This window comes from Pseudomonas sp. JS3066 (assembly GCF_036328175.1).
Taxonomy (GTDB): Bacteria; Pseudomonadota; Gammaproteobacteria; order Pseudomonadales; family Pseudomonadaceae; genus Metapseudomonas.
In genome coordinates, this window is record NZ_CP143312.1 from 3,577,270 (window position 1) to 3,591,958 (window position 14,689).

Annotated in this window: 18 protein-coding genes; 8 read left to right on the forward strand and 10 right to left on the reverse strand. The window is 64.0% G+C overall.

Annotated elements, in window-relative coordinates:
- Positions 1-156: 156 nt before the first annotated feature.
- On the reverse strand, positions 157-906 hold the full coding sequence (locus SA496_RS16935) for a 3-oxoacyl-ACP reductase family protein (protein ID WP_120650050.1): 750 nt from the start codon (positions 904-906) through the stop codon (positions 157-159).
- Between the two features lie 120 nt (positions 907-1,026).
- Between SA496_RS16935 and SA496_RS16940 the strand changes: the two genes are divergently transcribed.
- Positions 1,027-1,968: a LysR family transcriptional regulator gene (locus SA496_RS16940; RefSeq protein ID WP_120650049.1), complete on the forward strand. Its 942-nt coding sequence runs from the start codon at positions 1,027-1,029 to the stop codon at positions 1,966-1,968.
- Positions 1,969-2,112: 144 nt separating this feature from the next.
- Here SA496_RS16940 and SA496_RS16945 read toward each other — a convergent pair whose 3' ends face one another.
- Both SA496_RS16945 and SA496_RS16950 read right to left on the reverse strand, forming a co-directional pair.
- Positions 2,113-3,387 (reverse strand): CynX/NimT family MFS transporter, encoded by a 1,275-nt coding sequence (locus SA496_RS16945; RefSeq protein ID WP_120650048.1) that lies wholly within the window; start codon positions 3,385-3,387, stop codon positions 2,113-2,115.
- 28 nt (positions 3,388-3,415) lie between these two features.
- Positions 3,416-4,066, reverse strand: a complete 651-nt coding sequence (locus tag SA496_RS16950; RefSeq protein WP_330114173.1) for a FadR/GntR family transcriptional regulator — start codon at positions 4,064-4,066, stop codon at positions 3,416-3,418.
- Between the two features lie 180 nt (positions 4,067-4,246).
- Here SA496_RS16950 and SA496_RS16955 point away from each other — a divergent pair, with 180 nt between their 5' ends.
- Positions 4,247-4,489, forward strand: a complete 243-nt coding sequence (locus SA496_RS16955) for a hypothetical protein (protein ID WP_120650046.1) — start codon at positions 4,247-4,249, stop codon at positions 4,487-4,489.
- Between the two features lie 164 nt (positions 4,490-4,653).
- Here SA496_RS16955 and SA496_RS16960 read toward each other — a convergent pair whose 3' ends face one another.
- Positions 4,654-5,286, reverse strand: a complete 633-nt coding sequence (locus tag SA496_RS16960; RefSeq protein WP_120650045.1) for a class I SAM-dependent methyltransferase — start codon at positions 5,284-5,286, stop codon at positions 4,654-4,656.
- A 113-nt stretch (positions 5,287-5,399) separates the two neighbouring features.
- Between SA496_RS16960 and potE the strand changes: the two genes are divergently transcribed.
- From potE to SA496_RS16980, 4 genes are all read left to right on the forward strand, one after another.
- Positions 5,400-6,749, forward strand: coding sequence for a putrescine-ornithine antiporter (gene potE / locus SA496_RS16965; RefSeq protein WP_120650044.1), 1,350 nt, complete (start codon positions 5,400-5,402; stop codon positions 6,747-6,749).
- Complete coding sequence (locus SA496_RS16970) at positions 6,746-7,642, forward strand: amino acid ABC transporter substrate-binding protein (protein WP_330114174.1); 897 nt, start codon at positions 6,746-6,748, stop codon at positions 7,640-7,642. The genes potE and SA496_RS16970 overlap by 4 nt, the downstream gene beginning before the upstream one ends.
- 95 nt (positions 7,643-7,737) lie before the next feature.
- Positions 7,738-8,802 carry a bifunctional DNA-binding transcriptional regulator/O6-methylguanine-DNA methyltransferase Ada gene (gene ada, locus SA496_RS16975; RefSeq protein ID WP_120650042.1) on the forward strand — a complete coding sequence of 355 codons (1,065 nt, stop codon included), beginning with the start codon at positions 7,738-7,740 and terminating at the stop codon, positions 8,800-8,802.
- Positions 8,799-9,131, forward strand: coding sequence for an Ada metal-binding domain-containing protein (locus SA496_RS16980; protein ID WP_330114175.1), 333 nt, complete (start codon positions 8,799-8,801; stop codon positions 9,129-9,131). The genes ada and SA496_RS16980 overlap by 4 nt, the downstream gene beginning before the upstream one ends.
- A 26-nt stretch (positions 9,132-9,157) precedes the next feature.
- Here SA496_RS16980 and SA496_RS16985 read toward each other — a convergent pair whose 3' ends face one another.
- Positions 9,158-10,207: a Gfo/Idh/MocA family protein gene (locus SA496_RS16985; protein ID WP_330114176.1), complete on the reverse strand. Its 1,050-nt coding sequence runs from the start codon at positions 10,205-10,207 to the stop codon at positions 9,158-9,160.
- Positions 10,208-10,282: 75 nt separating this feature from the next.
- Between SA496_RS16985 and SA496_RS16990 the strand changes: the two genes are divergently transcribed.
- Complete coding sequence (locus SA496_RS16990; protein WP_153917459.1) at positions 10,283-11,227, forward strand: LysR family transcriptional regulator; 945 nt, start codon at positions 10,283-10,285, stop codon at positions 11,225-11,227.
- A 10-nt stretch (positions 11,228-11,237) separates the two neighbouring features.
- Here SA496_RS16990 and SA496_RS16995 read toward each other — a convergent pair whose 3' ends face one another.
- Positions 11,238-11,933, reverse strand: coding sequence for a lipopolysaccharide kinase InaA family protein (locus SA496_RS16995; RefSeq protein WP_330114177.1), 696 nt, complete (start codon positions 11,931-11,933; stop codon positions 11,238-11,240).
- A gap of 225 nt (positions 11,934-12,158) precedes the next feature.
- Here SA496_RS16995 and SA496_RS17000 point away from each other — a divergent pair, with 225 nt between their 5' ends.
- On the forward strand, positions 12,159-12,503 hold the full coding sequence (locus SA496_RS17000) for a cupin domain-containing protein (protein WP_077523605.1): 345 nt from the start codon (positions 12,159-12,161) through the stop codon (positions 12,501-12,503).
- A 71-nt stretch (positions 12,504-12,574) separates the two neighbouring features.
- Here SA496_RS17000 and SA496_RS17005 read toward each other — a convergent pair whose 3' ends face one another.
- The 4 genes from SA496_RS17005 to SA496_RS17020 form a co-directional block, all read right to left on the reverse strand.
- A complete protein-coding gene (locus SA496_RS17005; protein WP_153917457.1) occupies positions 12,575-13,372 on the reverse strand; it encodes an SDR family NAD(P)-dependent oxidoreductase in 798 nt (265 codons plus the stop codon).
- Between the two features lie 117 nt (positions 13,373-13,489).
- A complete protein-coding gene (tatA, locus tag SA496_RS17010) occupies positions 13,490-13,726 on the reverse strand; it encodes a twin-arginine translocase TatA/TatE family subunit (protein ID WP_120650036.1) in 237 nt (78 codons plus the stop codon).
- Positions 13,727-13,796: 70 nt separating this feature from the next.
- A complete protein-coding gene (locus SA496_RS17015; protein WP_120650035.1) occupies positions 13,797-14,255 on the reverse strand; it encodes a nuclear transport factor 2 family protein in 459 nt (152 codons plus the stop codon).
- Positions 14,256-14,281: 26 nt separating this feature from the next.
- Positions 14,282-14,662 (reverse strand): c-type cytochrome, encoded by a 381-nt coding sequence (locus tag SA496_RS17020; RefSeq protein WP_153917455.1) that lies wholly within the window; start codon positions 14,660-14,662, stop codon positions 14,282-14,284.
- Positions 14,663-14,689 lie beyond the last annotated feature (27 nt).

Here is a 14,689-nt window from a genome sequence, read left to right on the forward strand (position 1 = left end):
AATCACTCCTCATTTCCATCATCGGTGCCAGGCCGGACTCCGCTGGTGGAGCGATGAAGCGTGATCCAGCATTTCGTAGGAGCGAGCTCTGCTCGCGAAACCTTGCACGGACCGTTCGCGAGCAGAGTTCGCTCCTACAACCTGGTCAGCCCGTCCTCAGGCCGAGAACCCACCATCGATCATCAGGTTCGCACCGGTGATATAGCCGGCTTCAGGGCCTGCGAGGTAAGCCACGAAGCTGGCGATTTCCTCAGCCTGACCGTAGCGCGGCAGGGCCATCAACTGCTTGAGGGACGTGGCGAACTCGCCGTTATCGGGGTTCATCTCGGTATCCACTGGCCCCGGCTGCACGTTGTTGACGGTGATGCCGCGCGGCCCCAGGTCACGGGCCAGGCCCTTGGTGAAACCGGCCACGGCCGCCTTGCTCAGTGCGTAGACCGAACCTCCGGCAAAGGGCATGCGCTCGGCGTTGGTGCTGCCAATGGTGATGATGCGGCCGCCGTCACCCATGACACGCGCTGCTTCCTGGCTGGCGATCACTACGCTGCGGACGTTGACGTCCAGGGTGCGATCGAGGTCGTCGATGCTGAATTCTTCGATGGGCGCCACGGCCAGCACGCCGGCATTGTTCACCAGGATGTCGAGTCGGCCGAAAGTCTCCACGGTGTGGCGGATGGCGGCGCGAATGGCCTTTTCGTCTCGGCTATCGGCCTTGATCGCGATAGCGCGGCCGCCGGCGGCTTCGATTGCCTGGACCACTTCAAGGGCGCTGCTGGCGGACGCGGCGTAGGTCAGCGCGACTGCGGCGCCATCATTGGCCAGGCGTCTGGCGATGGCGGCGCCGATACCGCGGGAACCGCCCTGGATGAATGCGACTTTGCCTTCGAGAGTTTTCAGAGTGCTCATTGGGTATCTCCTGATACTGGGGTTTTGTGTGGAAGACGGCCCCAGTATTCACCCCTTATTCGCAACCGATAAGCCAGTAATCGCTATATTCAGTCGATACCAGTGGTATATGGAGAACCCATGGAAACCCTCAGCAGCATCGAGTGCTTCGTGCGCGCCGCCGAGGCCGGCAGCTTTGCCGAAGCCGCAAGGCGCCTGGGCCTGACACCCGCCGCGGTAGGCAAGAATGTGGCACGACTGGAGTCCAACCTCGGCGTGCGCCTATTCCTGCGCAGCACACGCCGCCTGACACTGACCGAGGCCGGCGAGCGCTTCCTCGCGGAGGTGAGTGGAGGGCTGGCGAGCATCCAGGGTGCGGTGGCGAACCTCGCCAGCAGCCAGGGCCAACCGGCGGGCACCCTGAAGGTGAGCATGGGCGTGTCGTTCGGCCGGGATTACATCCTGCCGCACCTCGGTGAGTTCCTTGCCCGCTACCCGGCGATCATCCCTGACTGGCACTTCGACAACCGTCCCGTAGACCTGATTGGCGAAGGCTTCGACGCTGCCATCGGCGGTGGCTTCGAACTGCCGCCCGGAGTGATCGCACGCCAATTGGGACCGGCACATCGGGTGCTGCTGGCATCCAGGGAATATCTGGCGCGCAGCCCTGCCATCGTCTCCCCGGAAGACCTCGCCCGGCACGATGGCATCCTCATCCGCTCCCCCCAGACCGGGCGCGTTCGTGCCTGGCCGTTGCGCACCCGCGATGATCGCCAGGCGACCTTCGAGCTGAAGCTGCGCATGGCCATGACCGACCCGGAAGCAGCCTGCCATGCGGCCATGCAAGGGCTCGGTGTGACCCTGGTGAGCACAGTCCACGCCCTGCCCCACCTGAAGAGCGGCGCGTTGGAGCGCGTGCTGCCGGACTGGTACGTGGACACTGGCAGCCTGTCGCTCTACTTCAGCGCGCAGAAACTGCTGCCGGCCAAGACCCGCGTGTTCATCGATTTCATCGTCGAGCGCTTCCGCCAGCAGAAGATGGCGGAACAGTTCAACGCCAACTGGCGGCCTGGCACGCAATGACCCTGTAGGTTCGCGCTGCCCCTGCGAAGCCCAACGTGGCGTGCTGGATCGTTGGACTTCGTGGCCTCAGACCAGCCTACGGCTCTGAGCCAGAGCCAGGTTTGACGCCAGAAACCAACTGTGGGAAGACACTTGGGCCGACCTTCAGAGATGCTCGCTGCGGGCGGCCACATGCAGGTTGCGCCCGGCCCCCAGGCCAAACGCGGTGGCGGCCAGGCTGATCACCACGAAGATGATCCCCACCGCACTCCAACCCTCGGTCAGGTCATGCACCACGCCCACCATCAACGGCCCCATGGCCGCCAGGGTGTACCCCACGCCCTGGGCCATGCCGGAAAGGTTGGCAGCCACATGGGCGTCTTTCGAACGCAACACGATCAGCGCCAGGGCGATGCTGAAGGTGCCGCCCTGCCCCAGTCCGAGCACCACGGCCCAGCCCCAGATGCCGGACAGCGGCGCATAGAGCATGCCCAGCAGGCCGACGAGGGTCAGGCCCATCACCAGTACCACGGCCAGTCGCTGATCGCGGCCACGAGTGGCCAGCCAGGGCGCACCAAGGGCGCTGATCAGCTGCACCATCACCGATCCGGAAAGCACCAGGCCCGCCTGGACAGCACTCAGGCCCCGGTCGATCAGAATCGACGGCAACCAGCCGAACACGATGTAGGCCAGGGAAGATTGCAGGCCCATGTAGAGGGTCACCTGCCAGGCCAGCGGGTCGCGCCACAGGCCGGTCACCTTGTAGGCCTGGCGATGGGCATGCTGGCTCTGGCGAGCCTGGGGCAGCCAGATCAGCGCCGCGATGATCGCCGGCAGCGCCCAGAAGGCCAGGGCCGGCTGCCAGGCATCATCCATCAACTCAGCCAGCGGCACCGTAGCGCCGGCAGCCAACGCCGCGCCCAGGCACAGCGCCATGGTGTAGACGCCGGTCATCAGGCCGGCGATATGGGGGAAATCACGCTTGACGATTCCCGGCAGCAATACGCCGATGATGCCGATGCTCGCACCGGCCACCAGGCTGCCCACGAACAGCCCCGCTACCGGGAACAGGCTGCGCAGCACGATGCCGCCGGCCAGCGTCAGGAGGATCAGTAGCACCGTGCGCTCACTGCCCAGACGCCGCGCCAGCATCGGCGCCAGGGGCGCGAACAGGCCGAGGCAGAGCACCGGCAAGGTGGTCAGCAGGCCCGCGCCGGTAGCCGATAGTCCCGTCGCCTCGCGCACCATGTTGAGCATCGGCGCCAGGCTGGACAGCGCAGGGCGCAGGTTCAGCGCCACCATCACCAACCCGACCAGAAGCAGCACGGTGCTACCGCGTAGCGCCTGGGGCTGGGGTTCGTCGTCGGCCTCGGCGTCGATCAGCAGTTCCTCCGGCGAGCAGGCCGGCTTGGGGTCATCCACAGGATTCGGGGCATTCATGCAAGGCAGCTCCAGAAATGGGGCAAGGTCAGATCAGCAATGCGCGGTTGGCCGCTGCGGCGGCGTCCGCGTCTTGGCGTTCGATGGCGTCGAGCAGATCGCGATGCAGGTCGAAGCTCGGCTGCTCACGCTCGGGATCGGAAATGGTGCGTTCCAGGCCAACGCGGATGACCTGGGAGAAATAGCGATACAGCTGGCTAAGCACCGGATTGTGGGCGCTATCCACCACCCGCTGGTGGAAGGCCAGGTCATGGACGATGTAGTCGTCGATATCCTCATAGCCGGAACGTGCGGCGGATGCGGCCAGGGCCACGCGCAGTGCGGCAAGGTCGTCTTCTGTGCGACGCAGGGCCGCCAGCCGCGACGCCTCGACCTCGATCATTCCCCTCGCCTCCAGCGCCTGCTCCACCGAACTGCGGGCCAGCGCCTGCATCGTGCTGAGCGGGTCGGCGCAGGCGCGCACATAGGTGCCGTCGCCCTGACGCACTTCCAGCACGCCGGAAAAGGTCAGCACGCGCACGGCCTCGCGCACGGTATTGCGGCTGATGCCGATGATCTCGGCGAGTTCGGGCTCCGGCGGCAGACGCTGGCCCAGGGGCCAGGTGCCGTCGTCGATGCGTTGGCGAATCTGCTCCAGGGCGATATCCACCAGGGAGCGCTTGAGGGCGAGTGCGGACATGGCAAACATCCAATCATCCGATGAATTTGAGATGGCAAAGGTTAGCCTGCTCACTATCGTCTCGCAACCGCGGCATCCTTGCGCTTGAGGCAATAGTCATTATCTACAGGGATGATTTTTCGCCCCCTCCCGCCGTTGGTAGCCTGCACGCACTCACAAGCACCGCTCGGGAACGCCCCCATGAAGCACGCCCACATCCTTGCGCTGGCCGTAACGGCACTGATCATCACCGGCTGTGCCAGCCAGGCCGAACCCGAGCCACGCCCCTACACCGACGCCGAGGTGAAACAGTTCGCCCTGGAAATGCTCAGCCGCGCCGGCCTGCCCTACGACGACTACGAAAAGGTGCGCCAGGCCCTCACCCACCCCAAGGTGCCCGAAGCGGGGAAAGACCTGCCGAAGGAAATGCCGCGCAAGGGATGAAGTCTCTATCCAAGCCTGACAGGGCCCACTGTAGGGGCGAATTCATTCGCCAAGCAGGCCCCAGGCCTACCGTAGGTTGGGCAGAGGAACGAAGCCCAACGCGCGGACGTGACCTTAAACGTTGGGCTTCGCGGAGCTCAGTCGCAACCTACGAGTGTTAGCCCCTACCGAACGCTTTTGCGCCACACGCTCGCCAGCCACGGCTGCTGCTCCCGCGGCAGGCCCGCTGGACGGTAGTAGTGCTCCAGTTCCTCGAAGCCCGCCGCTTCCAGCAGGATTTTCCAGCTGTCGTAGTCGTGCCAGGAGCCGTAGCGACTGCCGCTCCAGCCTTCGTCGTTCTTCCCGCGCGGGTTAGAGCTGAAAAGCACGCCGCCAGGTTTCAGCGCGCCATGTAGCTGGCGCAGGACGCGGGGCAGTTCCTGGCGTGGTACGTGGAATAGGCTGGCGTTGGCGAAGATGCCGTCAAAACGTTCGGCCGGCAGGTCCAGGGCGAGAAAATCCTGGTGCCAGACCTCACAGCCGGAATCGGCGCGGGCCATGGCGACGAAGCTCTCCGCACCATCCAGGCCGATTGCCTGATGGCCGAGACGGGTGAAAGCCTGCAAGTCGCGGCCGGGACCGCAGCCGAAATCGAGAATGGTGAACGGCGCGCCGCCCCTGATATGCCGCAGCAGCGCCTCTATGTTCTGGCGAACGTCATGATCACGGGTACCTTCGCGAAAATCTTCGGCATTGCGGTTGTAGTCGTCGAGGGTCGTGGCGGTGATGCTGGCCAGGTCGTCGGGTTGCAAGGGCATGAGTGGCTCGCGGCGGTACGTTGCAGGGAAGTGAATTCTACTCCCGGCCGAGCGGCAGCATCGTCCTGCGCCACCTATCTTTCTGGAGACATCTCCCTCAAAAGGTTTCCAGCATGGCAGCTTCCGGCAAGAAAATGAGCCTGACCGCGCTTACCACCCTGGTGGCGGTAAACATGATGGGGTCAGGCATCATCATGCTGCCTTCCAGCATGGCGCAGTTGGGTGCGATCTCCCTACTGTCCTGGATCATCACCGCAGTGGGTTCCATGGCCATCGCCTACTGCTTCGCCCAGTGCGGCATCTTCTGTGCCCGCTCGGGCGGGATGTCGGCCTATACCGAAGAAGCCCACGGCAAGTCAGCCTTCTTCCTCTGCTCCTATCTCTATTTCCTCTCACTGGCCATTGGCAATGTGGCCATCGCGATATCCGCCGTCGGCTATCTCACGCCCTTCTTCCCCTGGCTGGGCAGCGGCGCGATCCCGTTGTTTATCGGTGCGGTGGGGCTGATCTGGCTGACCACCCTGGCCAACTTCGGCGGGCCGAAGATTACCGGGCATATCGGCTCGATCACCGTGTGGGGCGTGATCATCCCGGTGGCGGGGCTATCGGTGATCGGCTGGTTCTGGTTCGACGCCGATATCTTCCGCGCTGCCTGGAACCCGAACGGAATCGCCACCAACGACGCCATTACCCAAAGCATTCCCCTCACCCTTTGGGCCTTCCTCGGCATGGAATCCGCTGCGCAGAACTCAGATGCCGTGGAGAACCCCAAGCGCAACGTGCCGCTGGCCTGCCTGCTGGGCACCCTGGGGGCTGCGGTGATCTACGTGCTGTCCACGTCGGTGATCATGGGCATCGTGCCCAACCCCGAACTGGCCAACTCCAGCGCACCCTTCGCCTTCGTCTACGCGAAGATGTTCAACCCACTGGTGGGTGACGTGATCATGGGCCTGGCGGTAATGGCCTGCGTCGGATCGCTGCTGGGCTGGCAGTTCACCCTGGCGCAGACCGCCAAGGTCACCGCCGACCAACACATGTTCCCGACGCTGTTCGCCAAGGTCACCCTGCTGGGCGCGCCCATTGCCGGGCTGGTGGCCAATGCCATCCTGCAAAGCGCCATGGCGGTGTCGACCATTTCGCCCAATGCCTCGGAGCAATTCGGCAAACTGGTGAACCTGGCTGCCGTGACCAACATCATTCCCTACATCACCTCACTCTCGGCGCTGCTGGTGATCATGCAGAAGGCCGGAGTAACGGGTTTCCCGCATCATCGCAACGTCGGCGTACTGATCATCGCGATGGCCTACAGCCTCTATGCGCTCTACGCCTCAGGCATGGAGGCGGTATTCGGCGGCATGATCGTTACCGCAGTTGGATACCTGATGTTCGGCTACATCGCTGACCGTTTCCTTGAAGAGCGCGCCGCGCGCACGCGTGCCCTTGGCCTGGAGGACAAAGCATGAACGCCAAGCATCTCTCCTGGCTGTCCCTGCTGCTAACGCTGCTGCTGCCATCGCTGGCCCCGGCCCAGACGCTCGACCGTATCCGCGCCAGCAGCACGCTGACCCTCGGCTACTTGCCGGACCAACCACCGTTCTCCTCCGCCGAGGGCGAAGGGGCCTCTGGCTACACCATCGACCTGTGCCAGAAAGTGGCCGACCAATTACGCACCCAGCCCGGCCTCTCGGCGATGAAGGTACGCTTCGTGCCCCTCGCGCCGGACAAGGCTCTGGACGTGGTGCAAAGCGGCGGCGTGGACCTGCTCTGCAGCCCCATGGTGGAAACCCTGAAGCGCCGCCAGACGGTCGCCTTCTCTCTGCCTGTGTACACCGCCGGGATCGGTGTCGTGCTGCGCAAGGATGCACCGCTGTCGCTGGTGAAAGTGCTCAATGGCGAAGTGGAGCAGACCGGCCCCACCTGGCGCGCCACCCTCAATCGCGGTCTGTCTGCCCACACCTTCGCGGTTCAGGGCGGCTCGCTGGTGGAGACCTGGGCGCGGGAGAAGCTGCGCCTGCTTAAAGTGCTGGTCAACCTGGAGACCGTGGCCAGCCCCGCCGAGGGCGTGGAGCAGGTAGCCAACGGCAAGGTGGACGCCTTCTTCGCCAGCCAAATGATCCTGCGCAGCCTGGTGGCGCGGGATACCGCCAACACCAACCTGATGGTGCTCGACCGGCGTTTCGAGTTCGAGCCGGTGTCCCTGGCGCTAGCTCGGGACGACGAGGATTTCCGCCTGCAAGTGGATACGGCGCTGAGCCAAATCTACCGATCCGGTGCCATCACGCCGCTCTACAGCAAGTACTTCGGCCCGCCGAGCGAGTTGGACCAAACGCTGTTCAAGGTGTATTCGCGCCCTTGAGAGCTGGCTCTCGAATTCGATAGCAAGAGCCGGGATGCGGGCGGCACGCAGCCCGCATACTCTCTGCCATGAACGAATCACAAGCGGATAGCGCCATGAAGCCCTCTGCCAGGACCGCCATCGAACAGGACCCTCGCTGGGCCGCCGTGCAGGCCCGCGATCCGGCCGCCGACCGGCAGTTCGTCTACGCGGTGAAGACCACCGGCATCTACTGCCGTCCCAGCAGCCCCACGCGACTTCCGCGCCCGGAGAACGTGGAGTTCTTCGACAGCGCCCAGGCTGCTGAAGCCGCCGGATACCGACCCAGCCGCCGTGCCGCGGCCGACATGACGCAACTGGCCGCACAGCATGCGGTACTGGTGTCGGCCGCCTGCCGGCAGATCGAAACCGCCGAGGAAGCACCAGGGCTCGAAGCCCTGGCCGAATCGGTGGGCATGAGCGCCTCGCACTTCCACCGGGTGTTCAAGGCAGTCACCGGCCTGACGCCCAAGGCTTACGCCCGTGCCCGGCGTGCGCGCAAGGTGCGCGACCAGCTCGGTCCCGACACATCGGTGACCGAGGTGATCTACGACGCCGGTTTCAACTCCAACAGCCGCTTCTACGCCGACTCCACCCTGGTGCTGGGCATGAAGCCGGCCGACTACCGTGCCGGAGGCGCCAACAACGCCATTCGCTTCGCCCTGGGGGAGTGTTCACTGGGCCACTTCCTGGTGGCACAAAGCGACATCGGCGTCTGCGCCATCCTCCTGGGCGACGACCCCGATACCCTGCTGCGCGACCTGCAGGACAAATTCCCCCGCGCGCAGCTGATCGGCGGCGACAGCGACTTCGAGCAACTGGTGGCCAAGGTCATCGGCTTCATCGAGGCTCCGCAACTGGGTCTTGACCTACCGCTGGATGTACGCGGCACGGCCTTCCAGGAGCGGGTCTGGCAGGCGCTGCGGGAGATTCCGCCAGGCAGCACCGCCAGCTACGCGGATATCGCTGTGCGCATCGGCTCGCCCCGCGCCGTGCGCGCCGTGGCCCAGGCCTGCGCGGCCAATAGCCTGGCGGTGGCCATCCCCTGCCACCGCGTGGTGCGCAGCGACGGCAATCTCTCCGGCTACCGCTGGGGCGTGGAGCGCAAGCGCCGTTTGCTGGAGCGCGAGGCAGAAAGGTGAACGGCTGGACCCTGCTGGATGCGGACGGCCGACCATACGCCAGCCCTGCCCCTGGCGCGCTGGGAGGGCACCGCAGGACGCGCATCTACGGTCGCCTTGACTGCCCCACCGCACTGCGCACCATCGCGCGCGGCGGCTACGTGAAGGAGCGGGTGTTCTTTCTTGATGAAGCGACGGCGCAGGCGGCGGGGTATCGGCCTTGTGCCCGGTGCATGAAGGAGGCCTACCGGGAGTGGAAGACCTTGTCGGGGGCGAATTCATTCACCAAGCAGCCCGAAGGGATAACCCGGCCCCCCCAAAGGGGCAACTGCGCCGCCCTTGGTGATTGAAATCGCCCCCACAAGCAAGCGGTCCCCTAGGGCGCTACCATCACCGTCCCGCCCTCTCGCGCCGCCTGGGCGATGGCCTCGACCACCCGCAGGTTCTGCAAACCGTCACGCACACTCACCAGGGGCTCCGCCTCGCCGCGAATAACCTGGCAGAAATGCTCCAGTTGCCGTGCCAGCGGATCTTCGCGGTGCAATTCGGCCACCTCGCAGGTAAAGGGCTTCCACCAGGACCGGTCTTCCGGCTGCGCATAGCACTTCAGACGCATGGTAGGCACCGCCAGTGAGCCGACGGTGCCGGCGATCAAGTAGCAGTCTTCGTCGTCGTAGCTGGGATAGTCGCGGTTTTCCCGAGACGTCTGCTCCCAGCTACACGCCGACGCCGCGGTGTCGGAAAGCAGGAAGCTGCCCAGGGCACCGCTGGCGAAGCGCAGGCTGATGGCCACTGTGTCTTCCACCGGAAAACCACGGATGGCGCTGGAGGCCAGGGCCTGCACGGCGACGATCTCGCCACACAACGAGCGCAGGTTGCCGATCTCATGGATCAGGTTGATCAGCACCGGTCCGCCGCCGGCCTTGCGTCGCCAGGGTGCGGCATCGAAGTAATCGTCCGGCTTGTAGAAGAGCGCGCTACCCATCACCGCCACCAGTTGGCCAAGGCGGCCCTGGCGGATGAGTTCGCGCGCCTGGTCGAGGATCGGACTGTGGGCTCGGTGATGACCGACCAGCAGCGGCACCTTCGAATCAGCAGAAGCGGCCAGTAGTCGCTCGCCCTCCTCCAGCGTATGGGCCACGGGCTTCTCGATCAGCGCGGGCACGCCCGCCTGCAGACAGACCAGCGCTTGCTCGACATGCAACTGATTGGGGGTCGCGAGGATGATGCCGTCAGGACGCTCCGTTTCGAACAAAGCCTCCAGCGAGGGGTACAGCGGCACGCCGGCACGCTGGGCGACATCCCTGGCAGCGGGCGCCGGGTCGACGAGCGCGACCAGTTCGCATGTGGGGCTGGCCAGGATGAGTTCGAGGTGGCGCTGGCCGATCAGGCCGGCGCCGGCAATGGCGATACGCAAGGTGTTCATGTCGTTCGATCTGTTCCGGTGGGGAAGGGTCGATCGAAAGACTAATATTCACGATTCGAACTATAATCAGCCGCCATGAAAAATCAGAATGCGCTTTTAGCGAATAATGATCCCTTCCTCCGCGACCTGTTGCTGTTCTGCACCGTGGCACGGCGCTCCAGTTTCGTGGCTGGCGCAACTGAGCTGGGCATCTCTCCTGCCCATGTCAGCAAACGCATCGCGATGCTGGAAGAGTCCCTAGGAGTCAAGCTGTTCAACCGCACCACACGGCGGGTGAACATCACCGCTGACGGTGAGGCCGCATTCGCCTGGGCGCAGAAAATCCTCGAGGACGTGGAAGGCATGGTGGAGGCCTTGTCCGGCCTGAAGGGCGAACCCCGTGGGGTGTTGCGCATCGCCACCAGCCTGCGTCTGGGGCGGGACTATGTATCGCCGGTGCTGTCCTTGCTGCGCCAGCGCCATCCAGGCCTGGAAGTCTGGCTGGAGTTGCTGGACAGGCGGGTTGACCTGATCGGCGAGAACTTCGACATCGACCTGCGCGTGGGCGAGGTGCATGAGCCACACCTGATCGCCCACAAGATCGCCGATAGCTACCGCATGCTCTGCGCCGCCCCCACCTACCTGGCGCGACGTGGCCAGCCGCGCACCCTGGCGGACCTCGCGCAGCATGAGTGCCTGCTGTTCCGCGAACGCGAATTGGGCTTTGGCGTGTGGCGCCTGTCCGGCCCCAATGGAGAGGAAACCGTGAAGGTCACCGGCCCCATGGCCTCCAACCACAGCGATGTGGTGCGCCAATGGGCCCACGAGGGGCATGGAGTGATCATGGCCTCGGTATGGGATGCCGCACCGAGCATACGTGCAGGCAAGCTGGTACAGGTGCTACCGACCTATCGGCAGAAAGCGGATGTCTGGGCGGTGACCGCAGCCCGGGCCTCGGGCTCGGCAAAGGTGAAACTGTGCATCGACTTCCTCCAGGAACAACTCGCCCACGGGCCCCACGCCCTGGATATCCGCCTCTGAACCACGCCCGCTAGGGCACGTAGTCGCTTTCCATCACATCCCGATAAGCCGTAGCGAAGGCTTTCCAGTCTTCGTCCGGCATCGGCTTGTGGTGTTCCTTGAACAGTTCGTAGTCGTGCTTCGCGGCACTGTAGGCAGTCAGGCGATGGTTGCTTCGGGCCAGTCCGAGCAAGGCCACTTCCACCTTCTTCTCCTGCTCGCCGGTGACCTTCACGAAGATGTTCTTCGGGTACAGGCGGCCATGCTCCCAGCCAGCTCGGTGCATGCGCGCGACGGTATTGGCCAGTTGCTGGATCATCTGCTGGCGAAGCCCGGCGGAAACCGGCTGGGCATACCACTCATCCAGGCCGATGAAATCGTTCAGGCTCTCAGTGACCAGCAGCGCCTGGTACTCGGTTTCCGTCTTGCGTGCACCGCTGAACACCACCCGGGGTACGCGGATACCGAGTTGATTCAGTGCCTGCAGGGCCTTCGCCTCGTGCAGGATGGTGGGTTCACCGAAGGGATGGGTCAGATCGCGGTGGAAGTGATTGATCTGGCGTTTGCTGTAAAGCACCTGGCCGTCCGGTGCGTGCAGCCGTTGGATACCGCTTTCGCCACTGAGCAACTGATCCTGGGAATCGAACCACTCGCCGTAGGTATCCCACCACTTGTCGAAACTGCCTTCCGCGTCGCCGTTGTCATGCCTGAACCACTGGGTGTTCATGAGAGCACCTCCTCATGGAGCGCACTGGCCCCACGGGCTACTGCCAAGGCAACCCGACACGGGCCGCCGCCTGAGGCCGGAACATCGACCCCTGGATTCAAGTTAGCGTCCTTTTGCGTGTTCTGCCGGCGCGTTCACAGGCACTTCGAGGTCGAATCCAGACAACTCCCGATAAGGCGTTAGACCTATGGTGACGGGCCTTTCATCAGATCGTTTGGAACTGAAATGTCCGACTTCATCACCGTTCTGCGCGAAACCTGCCCTACCCCCGTCCTCGACGCGACCAAATGGAAGCGTATCGGCGGCGACCCGCACACCGTGAACCTCAACGCCTACCTCTCCCAGGACGGCAGCAAGATCATGGGCACCTGGATCTGCACCCCCGGCAAGTTCGAGGTGAACTACGAGAAATGGGAGTACTGCCACTTCCTGGACGGCTACTGCATCATCACCCCCGAAGGCGAGGAACCAAAGCACCTGAAAGCCGGCGACGTATTCGTGATCGAGCCGGGCATGAAGGGCACCTGGGAAGTGGTGGAAACGGTGCGCAAGTACTTCGTATTTGCCTGATATGCAGGAGCGAATTCATTCGCGAAACAAAAGGCCGGGCATGTGCCCGGCCTTTTGCCGTCTTGAGCCGATCAGGCCTTGTAGCGATCAGCTGCCTTCGACCGCGACAGATTCGGTGCCATGTGGAAGCGGGCTGCAGTGAAGCGGTCCCAGTCCTCCTTGTCCGGCAGCGAGGGAATGGTTACCAGCTCGCCCTGTTCCAGGCCTGCCAGCGCGGCGTCGACCATTTCGCCCACGTCCATGAGGATTTCCTGCGGGATGTTCTCGATACCGGTGCCCGAACGCTCCCATATCTCGGTACGAGTCGCACCCGGCAGCACCACCTGCACGCGAACGCCCTTGTCTTTGACTTCCGCATTCAGAGACTGGCTGAGGTTGAGCACGAATGCCTTGGTGCCGCTGTAGGTGCCATTGAACATTTCCGGTGCCAGCGCCAGTACCGAGGCGATGTTGATGATGGTGCCGCGCCCCTGGGCGACGAAGTTGGCGGCAGCGGCGGCGGCCAGGTGGGTCACGGCTACCACGTTGAGCTGGATCATGGCGTCGAAGCGGTCGAGGTCGGTGTCCAGCAGGCTGCCACTGACGGCCACGCCGGCGTTGTTCACCAGCACGCTGATGGCGACATCGCTGCGAAGGCGATGCGCTACGCGGGTCAGGTCGGACCTGTCGGTCAGGTCGGCCTTCAGCACTTCCACCTTCACTCCAGCGGTTTCGCGCAGCTTGGCGGCCAGCTCTTCCAGGCGACCCTGGTCACGGGCGACCAGCAGCAGGTCATGGCCCCGTTCGGCCAGGCGCTTGGCATAGGTGGCGCCGATGCCAGTGGACGCGCCTGTGATCAGGGCAACGCCTTGGTGCTTCTGTTCGCTCATGGTTCTGTCTCCGGGAAAGGTGCTCGTGATCGAGCGGTGAACTTAAATTACACTCATAATATTACATGCGCAATATGAGCTTTCCCACCGTTCGTCACCCGGTCCTTCCGGGAGGTTTCAAAGGTTTCGTGTAGTCGCTGAAACCTCTGGAGCACTTGCAACCACTGGCGCTGATGGCTGTGCCGATTCCTGGTCGATGGACGAAGCATCCCTTTCTGTGGGCGCCATGGCGCGGCGAAAGCCCTTGATGGTCTCTCCCAGGTCCGGGCCGAGGGTCTTGAGGCGTTTGGTGCCGAACAGCAGTACGGCGACGATGATGATGACCAGCCAATGCTTCCAGTCGGTGATGCCCATGGGGTGGCTCCTCAAAAGGGGGTCAGTGGTTCCAGGGGGCGGGCTTCAAGGAAGAAGCCCGCCCTTTTCGTCACTGGTTCAGCCAGGGATAACGCGCGGCATCGCGGCCGCCGTAGTCCGGGTCGAGATAGATGAAGCAGCGCTGGATCTTCCAGTCGCGGATCTCGAACACGTCGCACCAGTACCCGGCACCCCAGCTGGGCACGCCGGCTCTCCAGGGGCCATCGACGTGCTCGCCGTAGCTGGTGCCTTCGCAGACCACCAGGTCGCTGCCGGAGAAGATCCAGTTGAAGTGCGAGTAGTCATGGGTAATGGACTTCAGACGGCTACCGAGGTCACCGAACATCTTGCCGATCTGGTCGCGGCCGGTGGCCAGCCCCCACTTGGGGAACAACACCTGGGCATCCTCGGCGAACAGGTCGAGGATGCTGCCGCCAGTGGACGTGATGCCGCCGTTGTCGAAAGCCTTCAGGTATTCCAGCGCAACCGATTTGCGCTGCTCGTCAGTCATGGTCTGTGTGCTGAGCATGAATCTCTTCCGGTTGGGTAATGGGATCAGTGCAGGGACTGGACGTACTGGATGATCCGGGCGCGCTTGGCAGGATCGTCCTGGAAATAGGTCATGGCGTTGCCCGGCGCGACGGTCTGGGTATCGGTCAGCCAGGCGTCGAGCAGTTGGTCGTCCCAGGTCTTGTCCGCCATGGCCTGGCGGAAGCCGTCCGAATAGGTGAAGCCGGGGGCGCTGGCGGCCTTGCGGCCGAGCAGTCCGAACAGGTTCGGTCCCTGCCCATGGGGTTCACCCTGCTTGAAGGTGTGGCAAACCGCACAATGATTGGTGGCCAGTTTTTCGGCGATCGCCTGGTCGTCGGCCTGCGCCGCACCACTTGCGGCGAGCAGAAGGGCCAAGGTCAGTCCGGTTTCAAGAAGGTTTCGCATCGTCTTTGCCTCGCGAGTGATGGATCA

Excerpts from the sequence above, each read along its gene's own strand:
- SA496_RS16935 (WP_120650050.1), bottom strand. The coding sequence starts at position 906 with ATGAGCACTCTGAAAACTCTCGAAGGCAAAGTCGCATTCATCCAGGGC.
- SA496_RS16940 (WP_120650049.1), top strand. The coding sequence starts at position 1,027 with ATGGAAACCCTCAGCAGCATCGAGTGCTTCGTGCGCGCCGCCGAGGCC.
- SA496_RS16945 (WP_120650048.1), bottom strand. The coding sequence starts at position 3,387 with ATGAATGCCCCGAATCCTGTGGATGACCCCAAGCCGGCCTGCTCGCCG.
- SA496_RS16950 (WP_330114173.1), bottom strand. The coding sequence starts at position 4,066 with ATGTCCGCACTCGCCCTCAAGCGCTCCCTGGTGGATATCGCCCTGGAG.
- SA496_RS16955 (WP_120650046.1), top strand. The coding sequence starts at position 4,247 with ATGAAGCACGCCCACATCCTTGCGCTGGCCGTAACGGCACTGATCATC.
- SA496_RS16960 (WP_120650045.1), bottom strand. The coding sequence starts at position 5,286 with ATGCCCTTGCAACCCGACGACCTGGCCAGCATCACCGCCACGACCCTC.
- potE (WP_120650044.1), top strand. The coding sequence starts at position 5,400 with ATGGCAGCTTCCGGCAAGAAAATGAGCCTGACCGCGCTTACCACCCTG.
- SA496_RS16970 (WP_330114174.1), top strand. The coding sequence starts at position 6,746 with ATGAACGCCAAGCATCTCTCCTGGCTGTCCCTGCTGCTAACGCTGCTG.
- ada (WP_120650042.1), top strand. The coding sequence starts at position 7,738 with ATGAAGCCCTCTGCCAGGACCGCCATCGAACAGGACCCTCGCTGGGCC.
- SA496_RS16985 (WP_330114176.1), bottom strand. The coding sequence starts at position 10,207 with ATGAACACCTTGCGTATCGCCATTGCCGGCGCCGGCCTGATCGGCCAG.
- SA496_RS16990 (WP_153917459.1), top strand. The coding sequence starts at position 10,283 with ATGAAAAATCAGAATGCGCTTTTAGCGAATAATGATCCCTTCCTCCGC.
- SA496_RS16995 (WP_330114177.1), bottom strand. The coding sequence starts at position 11,933 with ATGAACACCCAGTGGTTCAGGCATGACAACGGCGACGCGGAAGGCAGT.
- SA496_RS17000 (WP_077523605.1), top strand. The coding sequence starts at position 12,159 with ATGTCCGACTTCATCACCGTTCTGCGCGAAACCTGCCCTACCCCCGTC.
- SA496_RS17005 (WP_153917457.1), bottom strand. The coding sequence starts at position 13,372 with ATGAGCGAACAGAAGCACCAAGGCGTTGCCCTGATCACAGGCGCGTCC.
- tatA (WP_120650036.1), bottom strand. The coding sequence starts at position 13,726 with ATGGGCATCACCGACTGGAAGCATTGGCTGGTCATCATCATCGTCGCC.
- SA496_RS17015 (WP_120650035.1), bottom strand. The coding sequence starts at position 14,255 with ATGCTCAGCACACAGACCATGACTGACGAGCAGCGCAAATCGGTTGCG.
- SA496_RS17020 (WP_153917455.1), bottom strand. The coding sequence starts at position 14,662 with ATGCGAAACCTTCTTGAAACCGGACTGACCTTGGCCCTTCTGCTCGCC.